Annotated in this window: 13 protein-coding genes; all 13 read left to right on the top strand. The window is 66.3% G+C overall.

The genetic code is table 11. The features are described from left to right. Positions 1-48 precede the first annotated feature (48 nt). The 13 genes from pyrH (at position 49) to dnaE (ending at position 16,563) form a co-directional block, all read left to right on the top strand. A complete protein-coding gene (pyrH, locus tag ACQ5SA_RS08560) occupies positions 49-777 on the top strand; it encodes a UMP kinase (protein ID WP_025877663.1) in 729 nt (242 codons plus the stop codon). A 97-nt stretch (positions 778-874) separates the two neighbouring features. Next, positions 875-1,429 carry a ribosome recycling factor gene (gene frr, locus ACQ5SA_RS08555; protein ID WP_099821430.1) on the top strand — a complete coding sequence of 185 codons (555 nt, stop codon included), beginning with the start codon at positions 875-877 and terminating at the stop codon, positions 1,427-1,429. Positions 1,430-1,434: 5 nt separating this feature from the next. Then, complete coding sequence (uppS, locus tag ACQ5SA_RS08550) at positions 1,435-2,202, top strand: polyprenyl diphosphate synthase (protein ID WP_089239843.1); 768 nt, start codon at positions 1,435-1,437, stop codon at positions 2,200-2,202. After that, positions 2,199-3,035 (top strand): phosphatidate cytidylyltransferase, encoded by an 837-nt coding sequence (locus tag ACQ5SA_RS08545; RefSeq protein WP_025877667.1) that lies wholly within the window; start codon positions 2,199-2,201, stop codon positions 3,033-3,035. Before uppS ends, ACQ5SA_RS08545 begins: the two co-directional genes overlap by 4 nt. A gap of 2 nt (positions 3,036-3,037) precedes the next feature. Next, positions 3,038-4,228, top strand: coding sequence for a 1-deoxy-D-xylulose-5-phosphate reductoisomerase (locus ACQ5SA_RS08540; protein ID WP_499313974.1), 1,191 nt, complete (start codon positions 3,038-3,040; stop codon positions 4,226-4,228). 51 nt (positions 4,229-4,279) lie between these two features. Beyond that, positions 4,280-5,638 carry an RIP metalloprotease RseP gene (rseP, locus tag ACQ5SA_RS08535; protein WP_499313973.1) on the top strand — a complete coding sequence of 453 codons (1,359 nt, stop codon included), beginning with the start codon at positions 4,280-4,282 and terminating at the stop codon, positions 5,636-5,638. Positions 5,639-5,712: 74 nt separating this feature from the next. Continuing rightward, complete coding sequence (gene bamA, locus ACQ5SA_RS08530; RefSeq protein ID WP_165376689.1) at positions 5,713-8,076, top strand: outer membrane protein assembly factor BamA; 2,364 nt, start codon at positions 5,713-5,715, stop codon at positions 8,074-8,076. Positions 8,077-8,498: 422 nt separating this feature from the next. Then, a complete protein-coding gene (gene lpxD / locus ACQ5SA_RS08525) occupies positions 8,499-9,521 on the top strand; it encodes a UDP-3-O-(3-hydroxymyristoyl)glucosamine N-acyltransferase (protein ID WP_499313972.1) in 1,023 nt (340 codons plus the stop codon). Beyond that, entirely contained in the window at positions 9,518-9,973 is a 456-nt protein-coding gene (gene fabZ / locus ACQ5SA_RS08520; RefSeq protein ID WP_089239833.1) for a 3-hydroxyacyl-ACP dehydratase FabZ, read from the top strand. Before lpxD ends, fabZ begins: the two co-directional genes overlap by 4 nt. 19 nt (positions 9,974-9,992) lie before the next feature. Then, a complete protein-coding gene (gene lpxA, locus ACQ5SA_RS08515; RefSeq protein WP_108265801.1) occupies positions 9,993-10,784 on the top strand; it encodes an acyl-ACP--UDP-N-acetylglucosamine O-acyltransferase in 792 nt (263 codons plus the stop codon). A gap of 53 nt (positions 10,785-10,837) precedes the next feature. Beyond that, a complete protein-coding gene (lpxB, locus tag ACQ5SA_RS08510) occupies positions 10,838-12,040 on the top strand; it encodes a lipid-A-disaccharide synthase (protein WP_499314012.1) in 1,203 nt (400 codons plus the stop codon). Further along, positions 12,037-12,708, top strand: coding sequence for a ribonuclease HII (rnhB, locus tag ACQ5SA_RS08505; RefSeq protein ID WP_499313971.1), 672 nt, complete (start codon positions 12,037-12,039; stop codon positions 12,706-12,708). The genes lpxB and rnhB overlap by 4 nt, the downstream gene beginning before the upstream one ends. A 276-nt stretch (positions 12,709-12,984) precedes the next feature. Further along, a complete protein-coding gene (dnaE, locus tag ACQ5SA_RS08500) occupies positions 12,985-16,563 on the top strand; it encodes a DNA polymerase III subunit alpha (protein ID WP_499313970.1) in 3,579 nt (1,192 codons plus the stop codon). Positions 16,564-16,577 lie beyond the last annotated feature (14 nt).

Below are 16,577 nucleotides of genomic sequence, written 5' to 3'. Positions count from 1 at the left end.
CTGCTTGCGCGTAGAATCGCCCGCGATTTCCACGCACCCGAGGTCCCTATGTCCAAGCTCGCCTATCGCCGCATCCTGTTGAAACTTTCCGGGGAGGCGCTGATGGGAGATGAGGACTACGGCATCGACCCCAAGATCATCAACCGCCTGGCCCGTGAAGTCGTCGAGGCCCAGCAGGCTGGCGCCGAAGTCGCACTGGTCATCGGTGGCGGCAACATCTTCCGCGGTGCAGGCCTGGCCGCTGGCGGCATGGACCGGGTCACCGGCGACCAGATGGGCATGCTGGCCACGGTCATCAACGCACTGGCCATGCAGGATGCGCTGGAAAAAGTGGGCGCCAAGGCCCGCGTGATGAGCGCGATCAAGATCAACGACGTGTGCGAGGACTACATCCGCCGCCGCGCCATCCGCCATCTGGAAAAGGGCCGCCTGGTGATCTTCGCCGCAGGCGTCGGCAGCCCCTTCTTCACCACCGACTCGGGCGCTGCCCTGCGCGCGATCGAGATCGGCGCCGACCTGCTGCTCAAGGCAACCAAGGTCGATGGCGTATATGACAAGGATCCGAACAAGTACAGCGACGCCGTCCGCTTCGACAGCCTGAGCTACGACGAAGTGATCCGCCGCGGCCTGGAAGTGATGGATACCGCCGCCTTCGCCCTGGCCCGCGACAGCGACCTGCCGATGCGCGTGTTCGACATGGGCCAGCCGGGCGAGCTGCTGAAGATCCTGCACGGCGAGAACATCGGCACCCTCGTCCAGGGCCGCGACCCGGCCTGAGGCTGAGCGCAAGGCGACCTCCGGGCCGATTCAGGCCCGGCGGCGTCCCGTATTCGCCTATAATCGCCCGATTCCAGTTACATCCAGGACCCTGGCGATGCTCAACGACATCAAGAACAACGCGCAGACGCGCATGGCCAAGAGCATCGACGCTCTTAAGCACACCCTCACCTCGATCCGCACCGGTCGCGCAACGCCGGCCCTGCTGGACCGCGTCACGGTCAATGCTTACGGCAACGCCAGCACGCCGCTGAACCAGGTCGCGTCCATTTCCAACCCCGACGCCCACTCCCTGCTGGTCACGCCCTTCGACAAGAGCATGATCAAGGAGATCGAGAAGGGCCTGTACAACATCGAGCTGACCCCGAACACCATCGGCACCTCGATCCGCGTCAACCTGCCGCCGCCGACCGAAGAGCGCCGCAAGGAACTGGCCAAGCAGGTACAGAAGGAAGGCGAAGGCGCCAAGATCGCCGTGCGCAACATCCGTCAGGATGCGAACAAGGAAGTCGCCAAGCTGCTGAAGGACAAGGTCATCAGCGAAGACGAGAAGAAGCGCGGCGAAGACGATATCCAGAAGTTGACCGATGCCAACATCAAGGATATCGACAAGGTCGTCGCCGACAAGGAAAAGGAACTGATGTCGGTCTGAAGTCGATGCCTTCAGTCCCGCCTCCCCTGCCGGCCGCCCTGCCGCGCCACGTTGCCATCATCATGGATGGCAACGGGCGTTGGGCACAACAGCGCCGTCGCCCCCGCGTGATCGGCCATCGTGCCGGCGCGCGCGCGGTCAACCGCACCATCGAGCGCTGCCTGGAACTGGGCATTCCGGCGCTGACCCTGTTCGCGTTTTCCAGCGAGAACTGGGGCCGGCCGCAGGAAGAAGTCGATGCGTTGATGAAGCTGTTCCTCGGCGCGCTCGACCGCGAAGTGGACGAGCTGCATCGGCGCGGCGTGCGCGTGCGCTTCATCGGCGAACGCGAGCGCTTCGGTGCTGCCCTGGTCAGCCGCATGCAGCTGGCCGAACAGCGCACCGCCGACAACCGCGCGCTGACCCTGTCGATTGCCGCCAGCTATGGTGGCCGTCAGGACATCGCCCGTGCCGCACGCGCATTGGCCGTTGAAGTGGCCGCAGGCCGCCTGCTTCCCGAGCAGATCGACGAATCCCTGCTGGGGCGACAGGTGGCTCTGGCCGACCTGCCGCCACCGGACCTGTTCATCCGCACCGGCGGCGATACCCGCATCAGCAATTTCCTGCTGTGGCAGTTGGCGTATACCGAGCTGTGGTTCACCGAAGCGCTGTGGCCGGATTTCGACGCCGCGCAGCTGCAGCTGGCGCTCGATGCATACGCCAGCCGTGAGCGCCGCTTCGGCCTGACCAGCGCCCAGATCGCCGCCCTGGCCACCGAGACGTCCAGCCCATGACCAAGACCCGAGTCCTCGCCGCGCTGATCATGGCGCCGGTCGCCATTGCTGCGATCCTGTTGCTGCCCACGCAATGGCTGGCCGCCGCTGCGGCTGCCGTGCTGCTGATCGGCCTGTGGGAATGGCTGAAACTGGCCGATGTTGAAGACACCCTCGCCCGCACCGTGCTGCTGGTCCTCAACCTGGTGCTGATGGTGCTGTTGGTGTGGGCCGATGCCGGCACCCTGGTGCTGTTCCAGATCGCGACCCTGGTGGGCGTTGCCTGGTGGCTGGGTGCGCTGGTCTGGCTGCGCTTCTTCAACTTCGGCGCGCAGCCCGGCAGTCCGGCGCGCATCCTCAAGCTGCTGGCCGGCACCCTGGCGATCGTGCCGGCGTGGGCGGCGCTGGTGCTGATCCATGCCGGCGGCGACCCGCCGGGCCATCAGGGCCACCTGTGGCTGCTGGCCGCGCTGGCACTGGTCTGGGCCGCTGATTCGGGTGCCTACTTCGCTGGCCGTCACTTCGGCAAGCACAAGCTGGCACCGCGGATCAGCCCGAACAAGACCTGGGAAGGCCTTGTCGGTGGGCTGATCGCCGGTGTTGCGGTGGCCGTCGGCCTGGGCTGGCTGGCCGGCATCGATGCCGCGCACCTGCCGGGGCTGCTGGTCACCTCGGTGGTGGCCGTGTTCGCCTCGGTGCTGGGCGACCTGTTCGAAAGCCTGATCAAGCGCCATGCCGGCGCCAAGGATTCAGGCCACCTGATCCCCGGCCACGGCGGCGTGCTCGACCGCGTCGACGGCGTGCTGGCGGCCATCCCGGTGTTCGCACTGGGCAAGGAAATCTTCGGGTTCTGACCATGGATGCTGCTGCAGACCTGCGCCGGGTCGCCGTGTTCGGCGCCACCGGTTCGATTGGTGCTTCCACGCTTGACGTGATCGCCCGCCATCCGCTGCGCTATCAGGCCACCGTGCTCGCCGCCGGCCGCCAGGTACAGGCGCTGCTGGCCCTGTGCCGGCAGCACCGGCCCGCGCATGCGGTGATCGCCGACGAATCCCTGTATGCCGAACTGCGCGACGGCCTGCGCGATGCCGGCCTGGCCACCCAGGCCCACGCCGGCCATGCCGCGCTGGACCAGCTGGCGGCCAGCGACGCCTGCGACACCGTGGTGGCCGCGATCGTCGGCGCCGCCGGCCTGTCCTCGACTCTGGCCGCTGCTGCGGCCGGCAAGCGCATCCTGCTGGCCAACAAGGAATCACTGGTACTGGCCGGCGAACTGCTGACCCGTACCGCCGAACGTGCCGGCGCCGAGATCATCCCGATCGACAGCGAGCACAGTGCGATCTTCCAGTGCCTGCGTTCACGCGATGCCAGCCTCGACGGTGCCGGTGTGCGCCGCATCCTGCTGACCGCCTCGGGCGGACCGTTCCGCGGGCGCAGCCGCGCCGAACTGGAGCAGGTCACCCCAGCCCAGGCCGTGGCGCACCCAAAGTGGTCGATGGGACCGAAGATCTCGGTCGATTCGGCGACGTTGATGAACAAGGGCCTGGAAGTGATCGAGGCCCACCATCTGTTCGGCATCCCTGGTGAGCGCATCGAGGTGCTGGTGCACCCGCAGAGCCTGGTGCATTCGCTGGTGGAGTTCGTTGACGGCTCCACCTTGGCGCAGATGGGCCTGCCAGACATGCGCACCACCCTGGCGGTGGGCCTGGGCTGGCCGCAACGGATCGAATCGGGCGTGTCAGGTCTGGATCTGCTGAGCCAGGGCCGGCTGGATTTCGAGGCCCCCGACACCGACGCGTTCCCCTGTTTGGCCCTTGCATGGCAGGCGATGCGCGCCGGCGGTACCGCCCCGGCCGTGCTGAACGCCGCCAACGAAGAGGCTGTTTCAGCGTTTCTTCAGGGCCGCATAGGCTTCCTGACCATTCCGACGCTGGTTGCTAACGCTCTTTCAACACTGCCGACCGAACCAGCCGATACACTTGAGGTTCTGTTGTCCGCCGACCAGCGGGCCCGCCAGCTGACCCTGAACGCCATCGACGCCACCTGAACAGCGCACCCATCCGAATGACGCCGCCCGTGTCCGCCAATGTGAACCTGCATGACTGACTTCATCGGATCGGTCTGGTGGATGATCGTGAGCCTTGGGCTGCTGGTCACCTTCCACGAATTCGGGCATTACTGGGTCGGCCGCCTGTGCGGGGTCAAGGTGCTGCGCTTCTCGGTCGGCTTCGGCCGCCCGCTGTGGTCGCGCCGTGACCGCCATGGCACCGAGTTCGCCATCGCCGCCATTCCGCTGGGCGGCTATGTGAAATTCCTCGACGAACGCGAAGTTGAAGTCCATCCGCACGAGCGCGGCCAGGCCTTCAACCACAAGACCGTGTGGCAGCGCATCGCCATTGTCGCCGCCGGTCCGATCGCCAACCTGCTGCTGTGCATCCTGCTGCTGTGGGCGATGTTCGTGATCGGCAAGCAGGACTATTCCGCAACCGTCGGCCGCGCCACCGGCATGGCCGCCACGGCCGGGCTCGGCAGTGGCGATCGCCTGCTGAGCGTGGACGGGCGCGATGTGATCACCCTGGGTGAGGCCAGCATGGCCCTTACGGCGGCGGCGATGGACCGTCGTGACGTGACCCTGGAAGTTCTGGATCCCGCAGACCAGCTGCGCTCTCGCAATCTGCCGCTGTCGCAGCTGCCGGCCGGTTTCGATGAACGCCGGGTTCCGATCCTGGCCGGCGTGCACTGGCGCGCGTGGCTGCAGCCGCCGCTGGTGGACAGCATCGTGAAGGGTTCGGCTGCGGAGGGTCACCTGCAGCCGGGTGATCTGATCGTGGCGATCGACGGCCAGCGCATCGACAGCGTCGAGCAGGCCATCAGCGAAGTGGGCAGCCTCGGCCGCCGCGGGGGCCCGGCGATGATCGAGGTGCTGCGTGGTGGCGAGCGCCTGGCGCTGGAGATCACCCCGCGCCAGGGCAAGGACGGCAAGGGCCAGCCCACCTGGCAGATCGGCGCCGGCTTTGCCCAGAGCTACAGCCCCGCCTATGACACCCTGCTCAAGTTCGGTCCGCTGCAGTCGGTGACGGTGGCGGTGCGTGAAACCGGCAGGATGGCCGCCGATTCACTGGCCATGATGGGCCGGATCGTCACCGGCAAAGCCTCGCTGCAGAACGTTTCCGGCCCGGTCACCATTGCCCGGGTCGCCAATATTTCGGCCAAACGTGGCGTGGATTGGTTCATCCAGTTCCTCGCCCTGCTGTCGCTGAGCCTGTGCATCATCAACCTGCTGCCGATCCCCATCTTGGACGGCGGCCACCTGCTGTATTACCTTATCGAGTTGGTCAAGGGCAGCCCGCTGAGCGAGCGTGCCGTCGCCGCCGGCCAATACATCGGCCTGGCGTTGCTGGCCGGGCTGATGGGATTGGCGTTCTACAACGACATCCTCGGCCTGGTCCCGCGATGAACTTTTCCATGTTTTTGCCGTCTACAGCGTCGGCATCCCTTACCAATGAAATCGACCTTCCTACCGGACGTGACATGACGCGACTCCCCAATCGCCGCCTGCTGGCCCTCGCCCTCGCCGCCGTCACCGGCGCTCCCGCCCTGGCCCAGGCAGCCGAGCCCTTCACTGTCAGCGACATCCGCGTCGACGGCCTGCAGCGCATCAGCTCCGGTACGGTGTTCACCTACCTGCCGGTCGAGCGTGGCGAGACGGTCACCGACAGCAAGGTCGGCGAGACCATCCGCGCCCTGTACAAGACCGGCTTCTTCGAAGACGTGCAGCTGGATCGCCAGGGCAGCATCCTGGTGGTGACCGTCAAGGAACGCCCGGCGATCAACAAGCTGACCGTCACCGGCAACAAGGACATCAAGTCCGACCAGCTGCTCAAGGGTCTGTCCGACATCGGCCTGACCGAAGGCGGCACCTTCGATCGCCTGAGCCTGGATCGCGTGACCCAGGAACTTCGCCGCCAGTACAACGATCGTGGCAAATACACCGTCGACATCACCCCGACGGTGAGCCCGCTGGACCGCAACCGTGTCGACATCGCCATCGCGATCAAGGAAGGCAAGGCGGCCAAGATCCGCCACGTCAACATCGTCGGCACCGAGAAGTACGACAGCAAGGACATCCTGGAATACTGGGAGTCCAAGGAGCACAACTGGGCGTCGTGGTACCGCCGTGATGACCAGTACTCCAAGGAAAAGCTGTCCGGCGACCTGGAGAAGCTCAATTCCTGGTACCTGGACCGCGGCTATGTCGACTTCAGCATCGACTCGACGCAGGTCTCGATCAGCCCCGACAAGCGCGACATGTTCATCACCGCCGGCGTGACCGAAGGTGACCAGTACAAGATCTCCGAGATCAAGGTCAGCGGCGATACGATCCTGCCGCAGGAAGACGTCGAGCGCATGGTCGTGCAGAAGTCCGGCGACACGTTCTCGCGTGCGCTGCTGGAATTCAGCTCCGACTCGATCACCAACTCGCTGTCCAACATCGGCTACGCCTTCGCCAAGGTGAACCCGATTCCGACCACCAACCGCGCCGAGCAGACCGTGGCGGTCAACATGCAGGTCGTGCCCGGCCCGCGCGTCACCGTCCGCCGCATCATCTTCAAGGGCAACACCCGCACCTCCGACGAGGTGATGCGCCGCGAAATGCGCCAGTTCGAGAACAGCTGGTACTCGCAGGCCGCCATCGACCGTTCCAAGATCCGCCTGCAGCGCCTGGGCTACTTCGAAGGCGTCGAAGTGGAAACCCCGGCTGTCAGCGGCAGCAACGACCAGGTCGACGTCGTCTACAACGTCAAGGAAACCACCTCGGGCAGCTTCGTGTTCGGCCTGGGCTATTCGCAGTCCTACGGCATGACCACCTCGGTGCAGCTGTCGCAGAACAACTTCCTGGGCGGCGGCAACCGAGTGTCGGTCGAAGCCTCGCGCAGCAGCTACCTGCAGCGCTACGGTTTCAGCTACACCAACCCGTACTTCACCGATGACGGCGTCTCGCTGGGCTACAACCTGTCCTGGCGCGAACTGGACTATTCCGACTTCAACACCGCGCAGTACAACAGCACCAATGGTTCGGCGCAGGTGGTGTTCGGCGTGCCGATCACCGAGACCGATACCGTCTCGCTGATGTTCGGCATCGACAGCAACCAGATCACCACCTACGCGGGCTCGACCCCGAAGTCGATCATCGATTACATCGATGCCGTCGGCAGCCGCACCTTCCATGCATGGCGCACGGAACTGGGCTGGGCGCGCGACTCGCGCAACGACTACTTCATGCCGACCCGCGGTACCTACCAGCGCGTGGGCCTGGAAACCACCCTGCCGGGTTCGACCATCGAGTACTACAAGCTGAACTACCAGATCAGCAAGTACTGGCCGATCATCCCCTCGCTGGTGATCAACACCCGCGCCGAAATCGGCTACGGCGATGCCTACGGCAATGACAAGACCCGCGTGATCGACAACGGCGACGGCACCACCCGTACCGTCACCGCATCGGGCCTGCCGTTCTACGAGAACTTCTACGCCGGTGGTACCAACTCGGTGCGTGGTTTCGAGGACAACACCCTCGGCCCGCGTGAAGTCACCAGCGGCTACCCGAACGGCCAGCCGCTGGGCGGTTCGCTGAAGACCGTCGGTTCGGTCGAAGCCTACTTCCCGCGCCTGTTCGACAGCCCGTCGGCCCGCGTGTCGGCCTTCGTCGACTTCGGCAACGTCTACAACGGCACCGACAACTTCAAGGCCAACGAGCTGCGCGTGTCCACCGGTGTGGCCCTGCTGTGGCGCGCCCCGGTCGGCCCGATCTCGATCAGCTACGCGTTCCCGCTGAAGAAGAAGGACGGCGACGAAATCGAACGCCTGCAATTCACGTTTGGTGGCCAGTTCTGAGGAACGACGTTCCTCAGAACTGATCCACCTCCGGTGAATTGCCCGCGCATTTCACCTATCCCCCGCGCCGCTGGCGCGCCCCCCTTAACAGAAGGGGGGCTCTCCACCAGACGGGTCTCGAATCGCCGGGCATTGCCCGGCGTTTTCGTTATTGAAGCGCACGCTGACGCGCGGTGAGCCGAGTATGGCTCGGCGCTGCAGGCGACTGTGGACGTTGGATCCGCTCGCGCGCGGGAGACCATCCGGTGATGGCGCAAGGGGCTGACCAGGACCGTTGGCGCCATGGATGGCGCCATCGAGCCCCCAGGGATGGGTTTACGGCGTGTCCTGGGCAGCCCCCTGCGCCATCGCCCCACGGATCAACCAGGCGCCGGCTTTTGCTCCCGCATGACCGCAATGGCGTCACACGTTAAACTCCCGCCGTGAATACTCCTACCTACACCGCCCAGCAACTCGCCGATCAGTTCGGCCTGCAGGTCCATGGCGACCCGAGCACCGCCATCCATGGCGTGGCCACCCTCGCCCATGCCGGTGCCGGCCAGCTGACCTTCCTCGCCAATCCGCGCTACCGCGCCCAGTTGGCCGACAGCCACGCCGGCATCGTGGTGCTGCGCGCCGAGGATGCCGACGCAGCTCCCGGCACCGCGCTGGTTGCCAAGGACCCTTACACCACCTTTGCCAAGATCGGCGCGCTGTTCGACATCGCCCCGACCCGCCCGCCGGGCATCCACCCCAGCGCGGTGATCGATCCGCAGGCGCAGGTCGCCGCCAGTGCCCACGTCGGCCCGTTCGTCACCATCGGCGCACGCAGCGTCATCGGCGACAACTGCATCATCGGCGCCGGCAGCATCATCGGCGAAGACTGCACCCTCGACAGCGGCTGCGAACTGATCGCCCGCGTCACCCTGGTCACCCGCGTGAAGCTGGGCAAGCGCGTGCGCATTCACCCCGGCGCCGTGCTGGGCGCCGATGGCTTCGGCCTGGCGATGGATGCCGGCAAATGGATCAAGGTGCCGCAGCTTGGCGGCGTGCGCATCGGCGACGACTGCGAGATCGGTGCCAACACCTGTGTTGACCGTGGCGCACTGGAAGACACCGTGCTAGCCGAGGACGTCCGCCTGGACAACCTGGTGCAGATCGCACACAACGTGCAGATCGGCGCACACTCGGCCATCGCAGGCTGCACCGGCATTGCCGGCAGCGCCAAGATCGGCCGTTATTGCCTGCTCGGCGGCGCCGTTGGCGTCGTCGGTCATCTTGAAATCTGCGACAAGGTCGTGATCACCGGCAAATCGGTGGTCCGCAACTCCATCACCGAGCCGGGCGAGTACTCCTCCGGCACGCCCCTGACCGACAACCGCACGTGGCGCAAAAACGCCGCGCGCTTCAAGCAGCTCGATGCACTGGCCCGTCGCATCCTGTCTGTGAGCAAGGAGAAAGAATGAGCCAGCCCCAGACCCTGCCGGACATGGCGCAGATCCAGACGCTGCTTCCGCACCGCTACCCGTTCCTGTTGGTGGACAAGGTGGTGTCGATCGACTACGAGAAGCGCACGATCGTCGCGACCAAGAACGTCAGCATCAACGAGCCGTTCTTCCAGGGCCACTTCCCGGGCCAGCCGATCATGCCCGGCGTGCTGATCATCGAAGCCATGGCCCAGGCCGGTGGCGTGCTGACCCAGTTGACGCTGGGCCGCGACGCGCAGTCCAAGCTGTTCTACATGGTCAAGGTCGACAAGGCCCGCTTCACCAAGCAGGTGGTGCCGGGTGACGTGCTGGAGATGCACGTCGAGATCAAGCGCGTGATCCGCAACATGGCCGTGTACGACTGTGTGGCCAAGGTCGACGGCGAAGTCGTCGCCTGCGCCGAGGTGCTGTGCGCCGGCACCCGCGAATGACCCTGGCTGGAGGACCGAGATGAGCGACAACGCCCCCCTGATCCATCCCACTGCCGTGATCGATCCGTCGGCTCGCTTGGCCGACGATGTCCGCGTGGGCGCGTTCACGATCATCGGTCCGGACGTCGAGATCGGTGCCGGTACCGAGATCGGCCCGCACTGCAGCGTGCACGGCCCGACCCGGATCGGCCGCGACAACCGTTTCATCGGCCACGTCGCGGTCGGCGGCGAGCCGCAGGACAAGAAGTACGCCGGTGAACGCACCGAACTGGTGATCGGCGACCGCAACGTGTTCCGCGAGTTCGTCACCCTCAACCGTGGCACCGGCGGCGGCGGTGGCATCACCACCATCGGCGATGACAACTGGATGCTGGCCTACACGCACGTGGCCCACGATTGCCACGTCGGCAACTTCTGCGTGTTCTCCAACAACACCACGCTGGCCGGCCACGTGACCGTGGGTGACTACGTGATCATCAGCGGCTTCGCCGGCGCGCATCAGTTCTGCCGCATCGGTGCGCATGCCTTCCTCGGCATGGGCGCGCTGACCAATGGCGACGTGCCCCCGTTCACCATGGTCGGCACCGACTCGCTGGGCCGCCCGCGCGGCATCAACAGCGAGGGCCTGAAGCGCCGCGGCTTCGACCCCGAGCGCATCACCGCCATCAAGCGCGCCTACCGCACGCTGTACGTGGCGGGCCTGCCGCTGGCCGAAGCCAAGGCGCAGCTGGCCGAGCAGGCGCGCGACAGCGACGACGTCAAATCGATGCTGGACTTCATCGAACACACCGAGAGGCACCTGCTGCGATGAGCAGCGCGACCGGCCAGGCGCCGGCCGGCGCCGACGTGATTCCGCTGGCCTCGATGGTCGGCAGCGTGCCTGCGCATCGGGTGCTGAGTGATCGACCGTTGCGGATCGCGCTGGTCGCCGGTGAAGCCTCCGGCGACCTGCTCGGTGCGGGCCTGATACGCGAACTGAAGGCCCGCTTCCCACATGCCGAATTCGCCGGCATCGGCGGCGATGCGATGCGCAGCGCCGGCTGCCAGACCTGGCACGATGCCAGCGAACTGGCGGTGATGGGCCTGACCGAAGTCCTGCGGCATCTGCCGCGCCTGCTCAAGCTGCGTTCGGCGTTCCGCCAGCGTGCGCTGGAGTGGCAGCCGGACGTGTTCATCGGCATCGATGCTCCCGATTTCAATCTGGGCATCGAACGCTGGTTGAAACAGCGTGGCGTGCGCACCGTGCACTACGTCAGCCCTTCGGTATGGGCATGGCGCGAGAAACGCGCCGAGAAGATCGGCAGCAGCGCCGACCTGGTGCTGTGCCTGTTCCCGATGGAACCACCGATCTACGCCAAGCACGGCATCGACGCGCGCTTCGTCGGCCATCCGATGGCCGATGACATCGCGCTGCATGTCGACCGTGAAGCAGCCCGGATCGAACTCGGCCTGCCCGCCTCGGCCAAGGTGCTGGCCGTGCTTCCCGGCAGCCGCCTGGGCGAGATTTCCAAGCTCGGCGAAGCCTTCTTCGAGGCTGCCTGGCAGGTATCCGAGCGTATTCCCGGCCTGCACGTGGTGGTGCCCGCCGCCAATGCGGCCTGCCGACGCCTGATCGAGGAGCAGCTGTCACGCTCGGCGCTGCCGGTGGCCTATTCGCATGTACTGGACGGCCAGGCGCGCAGCGCGATGATCGCCGCCGACGTGGTGGTGCTGGCCTCCGGCACTGCGACCATGGAAGCGATGCTGGTGAAGCGGCCGATGGTCGTCGGCTACCGCGTCAACGAGCTGACGTACCGCTTGGTGAAGGCGCTGGGGTTGATCAAGGTCGACCGCTTCGCCCTGCCCAACATCCTTGCCGGCCAGGACCTGGCGCCAGAGCTGATGCAGCACGACTGCACGCCGGAGAAACTGGCCGCCGCCGTCCAGCAGTGGTTCGACCACCCGCAGCGGATCGCCGACCTGCAGGGCACCTACACGCGCCTGCATGAACGCCTGCGTCGCAACGCATCGGCGCGCGCAGCCGATGCTGTCGGCGAACTGCTGGTCCGTGGCCAGGCAAAAGCATGAGCCGCCGCCATGCCGCAGCGGCCAGCCTGGCCTTGTTTGATGGCGCTGCGGTGATAGACCCCGGCCACCGCATCGCCGGTGTCGACGAAGCCGGCCGGGGACCGCTGGCCGGCCCTGTCGCGGTGGCAGCGGTGGTGTTCGATCCGCAGCGGCCACGACTGAACGGTCTGGATGATTCCAAACAGCTGACCGCGGCCCGCCGTGAGCAGCTGCATGACCGCATCCTCGACCGCGCCCTGGCCTGGCACGTGGTGCTGGTGGACGTGGAAGCCATCGACCGCTTGAACATCTATCAAGCCACGCTGCAGGGCATGCGCGATGTCGTAGCGGCGGTGGCCCACGTGGCCGGCTTCGCCCGCATCGATGGCAACGTGGTGCCCAAGGGTCTGGTACTGCCGGCGCAGGCATTGATCGGCGGCGATGGCATCGACCGCGCGATCATGGCGGCCTCGATCCTGGCCAAGGTCTCGCGCGACCGCTACATGCTGGACCTGCACGCACGCCACCCGCAGTACGGCTTCGACCAGCACAAGGGCTACGGCACTCCAGCGCATCTGGCCGCCCTGCGTGAACACGGCCCCTGCGCGGAGCACCGGCGCAGCTTCGCCCCGGTGCGCGAGTGCCTGGAAGTGCCGCCGGCTGTGGCCGCCTCCATCGCGACCGCCTGAATCGCCTGAACGGCCGCTGCAATCCGTCTCGGGAAGAGTCCCCCTGAGTCAGGGGGACGCGCCAAGGGCGCGGGGGTCTGGAAGCATGCTGAGACGGGGCCCGCGGTTCGCCTGCGAACCGTGGGAAGCGATAGCGCGAATGCGATATCGCCCACCGTCAAGCCTTGTGGCAACCCCCTGCCCTCGCTACCCTGACCGGGCACTCCAGCGCTTCTCGACCCCGGCGACGATTCCCGCGTCTGCACCCGGGGCCTGCGCGCTCCAACCTGGTCCGGCATGTCCAACTCCCGCTTCGTACATCTCCACGTCCACACCGAGTTCTCGCTGGCGGACTCGACCATCCGTGTGCCGGCAAAGCCGGACCAGGCTGACCCGAAGAAGGCCAAACAGGCCAACCTGCTGTCGCGCTCGGTCGAACTCGGCCTGCCTGCGCTGGCGGTGACCGACCTCAACAACCTGTTCGCGCTGGTCAAGTTCTACAAGGCCGCCGAAGGCGTGGGCATCAAGCCCATCGCCGGCGCCGACGTGATGATCGCCGAGGAAGGCCAGGACCCGTGGCGGATGACCCTGCTGTGTCGCGACCGCGAGGGCTACCTGAGCCTGTCGCGTCTGCTGACCCGCGCGTGGATGGAAGGCCATCGCCCCGAGGGCGGCGTCGCCGTGCACCCGGACTGGCTGAAGGCCGGCAACGCCAGCCTGTTCGCCCTGGCCGGCCGTGACAGCCTGGCCGGGCGCCTGGCCCTGGATGGCAAGCATGACCTGGCCGAACAGCAGTTGGCCGACTGGCAGCGCGTGTTCGGCGACGGCCTGCACCTGGAGCTGACCCGCACCGGTCGCGACGGCGAAGAGAGCTTCAACCAGTTCGCGCTGATGGCCGCCGGCCAGCGTGGGCTGCCGGTGATCGCCAGCAACGATGTTCGCTTCCTGTCGCCGTCCGATTTCAGCGCGCACGAAGCACGCGTGTGCATCTCCACCGGCCGCGTGCTGGATGATCCCAAGCGCCCGCGCGAGTACAGCGACCAGCAGTACCTGAAGTCGGCCGAGGAGATGTGCGCGCTGTTTGCCGACATCCCCGATGCGATCGACAACACACTGGCGCTGGCCGAACGCTGCAACATCGAGATGCGCCTAGGCACCTACTTCCTGCCCGACTATCCGGTGCCTGACGAGGAAACGCTGGACAGCTGGATCCGCAGCGAATCGCGCAAGGGTCTGGCCGCGCGCCTGGAAAAGAATCCGATTGCGCCCGGCATGACCGCGCAGGATTACAGCGACCGCCTCGAGTTCGAGCTGGACACCATCATCAAGATGGGCTTCCCCGGCTACTTCCTGATCGTGGCCGACTTCATCCAGTGGGGCAAAGCGCAGGGCATCCCGATCGGCCCGGGCCGTGGTTCCGGTGCAGGCTCGCTGGTGGCGTGGGCGCTGCAGATCACCGATCTGGACCCGCTGCCGTACAACCTGCTGTTCGAGCGCTTCCTCAACCCCGAACGCGTGTCGATGCCCGACTTCGACATCGACTTCTGCATGGACCGCCGCGACGAAGTCATCGACTACGTCGCGCGCAAGTATGGCCGCGAGCGGGTCAGCCAGATCATCACCTACGGCACCATGGCGGCCAAGGCGGTGGTGCGCGACTCCGGCCGCGTGCTCGGCTTCCCCTATGGCCTGGTCGACGGCGTCGCCAAGCTGATCCCGAACATCCTCGGCATCTCGCTGAAGGACGCGATGGGTGAGGGCAAGGACAGCGAGATGGCCTCGCCCGAGCTGATCCAGCGCTACCAGAGCGAGGACGATGTCCGCGATCTGATCGACCTGGCGCGGCAGCTGGAAGACCTCACCCGCAACGCCGGCAAGCACGCGGGCGGCGTGGTGATCGCGCCCGAACCGCTGGCCGAGTTCTGCCCGCTGTTCGCCGAACACGACGAGGATGGCCGCGGCAAGAATCCGGTCACCCAGTTCGACAAGAACGACGTTGAAGAAGTCGGCCTGGTGAAGTTCGACTTCCTCGGCCTGCGCACGTTGACGATCATCGACTGGGCAGTGAAGGCGATCAACAAGCGCCATGAGCGCGCCGGCATTCCGCCGGTGGACATCACCCAGCTGCCGCTGGACGATGCGCCCACCTACAAGGACATCTTCGCCTCGGGCAATACCGGTGCGGTGTTCCAGTTCGAATCCTCGGGCATGCGCCGCCTGCTGAAGGACGCCAAGCCCGACCGCTTCGAAGACCTGATCGCGCTGGTGTCGCTGTACCGGCCCGGCCCGATGGACCTGATCCCCTCCTTCGTCGACCGCAAACACGGGCGCGAAGACGTGGAGTATCCCGATCCGCGCACCGAGCGCATCCTGCGCGACACCTACGGCATCATGGTGTACCAGGAGCAGGTGATGCAGATGGCGCAGATCGTCGGCGGCTACTCGCTGGGCGGCGCCGATCTGCTGCGCCGAGCGATGGGCAAGAAGGTGCCGGCGGAAATGGCCAAGCACCGCGAGATCTTCCGCGAAGGTGCGGCCAAGGATGGCGTCGGCGAAGCCAAGGCCGATGCGATCTTCGACCTGATGGAGAAGTTCGCCGGCTACGGCTTCAACAAGTCGCACGCCGCTGCCTACGCGCTGGTGAGTTACCAGACGGCCTGGCTCAAGCGTCACTACCCGGCCGAGTTCATGGCCGCGACGCTGTCGTCGGACATGGACAACACCGAAAAGGTGGTCGGGTTCCTGGACGAGGTGCGCAACCTCGGCCTGACCGTGCTGCCGCCGAAGGTGAACCAGTCCGCTTTCATGTTTGAAGCGTCCACGCCGGACACGATCCAGTACGGCCTGGGCGCAATCAAGGGCGTCGGCCAAGGTGCCTGCGAAGCGGTGGTGGACGAACGCCTGCGCGGCGGCGACTACACCGATCTGCTCGACTTCTGCACCCGCATCGGCTCGGCCAAGCTCAACCGGCGCACGCTGGAAGCCATGATCAACTGCGGTGCGCTGGATGAGCTGGGCCACAACCGTGCCTCGCTGATGCTGCAGCTGCCGGAAGTGATCAAGGCCACCGAGCAGATGGCGCGCGAGCGTGCGTCCGGTCAGAACTCGCTGTTCGGCGGCCCCGAGCCGGGCGTGCAGGCCATCCACCTGGAGCTGCAGGAAACCGAAGAGTGGCCGTTGCTGCAGCGCCTCAACGGCGAGCGCGACACGCTGGGCTTCTACCTCAGCGGCCACCCGTTCGATCCCTGGCGCGATGACGTGCGCGACCTGGTCGGTACCGATCTGGGCGCGGTGGAAAAGATCTGGAGCGCCAACAGCAACAGTGGCGGCGGCGAAAAGCGCTGGCGCCCGGAAGTGCAGACCGTGCTTGCCGGCCAGGTGGTCGGCGTGCGCCGCAAGGGCGAGAGCCAGATCTTCATCCAGCTGGAAGATGGTCGTGGCCGCGTCGAATGCAGCGCGTTCTCCGATGCCATGGCCGAGTTCGGCCACCTGATGACCAAGGACCGCATCCTGGTGGTCAAGGGCGGCCTGCGCGAAGACGAATTCAATGGTGGCTTCGCACTGCGCATCCGCCAGTGCTGGGACTTCGACGAGGTCTGTGCGAACTACGCCACCCGCCTGTCGCTGCGGCTGGATCTGCGCCAGCAGCGGCCGGTGTGGGAGCGCATCGACGCCCTGCTCGACCGCCATCGCCCCGGCCGCACGCCCCTGCGCCTGGATCTGCTGCTGAAGGGCCCCGATGGCGGCATCGCCGGCATGCTCGACGTTTCCGGGCAGAGCGCGGTGCGTGTCGATTCCAAGCTGATGGAGGCGCTGCGCGCCGAACCGGCGGTGCGCACGCTGAAGGTGCGCTACAGCCCGCCGTGGGCCAGCTGAGGCTGGCCCGACTT

Source organism: Stenotrophomonas indicatrix, from assembly GCF_050573115.1.
In the GTDB taxonomy this organism is placed as follows: Bacteria; Pseudomonadota; Gammaproteobacteria; order Xanthomonadales; family Xanthomonadaceae; genus Stenotrophomonas; species Stenotrophomonas lactitubi_A.
Note: the sequence above shows the minus strand (reverse complement) of the source record. Positions and strands in the feature narration are given on the sequence as shown.

Bases quoted from the DNA above. Each gene is read 5' to 3' on its own strand.
- pyrH (WP_025877663.1), top strand. From the start codon at position 49: ATGTCCAAGCTCGCCTATCGCCGCATCCTGTTGAAACTTTCCGGGGAG.
- frr (WP_099821430.1), top strand. From the start codon at position 875: ATGCTCAACGACATCAAGAACAACGCGCAGACGCGCATGGCCAAGAGC.
- uppS (WP_089239843.1), top strand. From the start codon at position 1,435: ATGCCTTCAGTCCCGCCTCCCCTGCCGGCCGCCCTGCCGCGCCACGTT.
- ACQ5SA_RS08545 (WP_025877667.1), top strand. From the start codon at position 2,199: ATGACCAAGACCCGAGTCCTCGCCGCGCTGATCATGGCGCCGGTCGCC.
- ACQ5SA_RS08540 (WP_499313974.1), top strand. From the start codon at position 3,038: ATGGATGCTGCTGCAGACCTGCGCCGGGTCGCCGTGTTCGGCGCCACC.
- rseP (WP_499313973.1), top strand. From the start codon at position 4,280: ATGACTGACTTCATCGGATCGGTCTGGTGGATGATCGTGAGCCTTGGG.
- bamA (WP_165376689.1), top strand. From the start codon at position 5,713: ATGACGCGACTCCCCAATCGCCGCCTGCTGGCCCTCGCCCTCGCCGCC.
- fabZ (WP_089239833.1), top strand. From the start codon at position 9,518: ATGAGCCAGCCCCAGACCCTGCCGGACATGGCGCAGATCCAGACGCTG.
- lpxA (WP_108265801.1), top strand. From the start codon at position 9,993: ATGAGCGACAACGCCCCCCTGATCCATCCCACTGCCGTGATCGATCCG.
- lpxB (WP_499314012.1), top strand. From the start codon at position 10,838: ATGGTCGGCAGCGTGCCTGCGCATCGGGTGCTGAGTGATCGACCGTTG.
- rnhB (WP_499313971.1), top strand. From the start codon at position 12,037: ATGAGCCGCCGCCATGCCGCAGCGGCCAGCCTGGCCTTGTTTGATGGC.
- dnaE (WP_499313970.1), top strand. From the start codon at position 12,985: ATGTCCAACTCCCGCTTCGTACATCTCCACGTCCACACCGAGTTCTCG.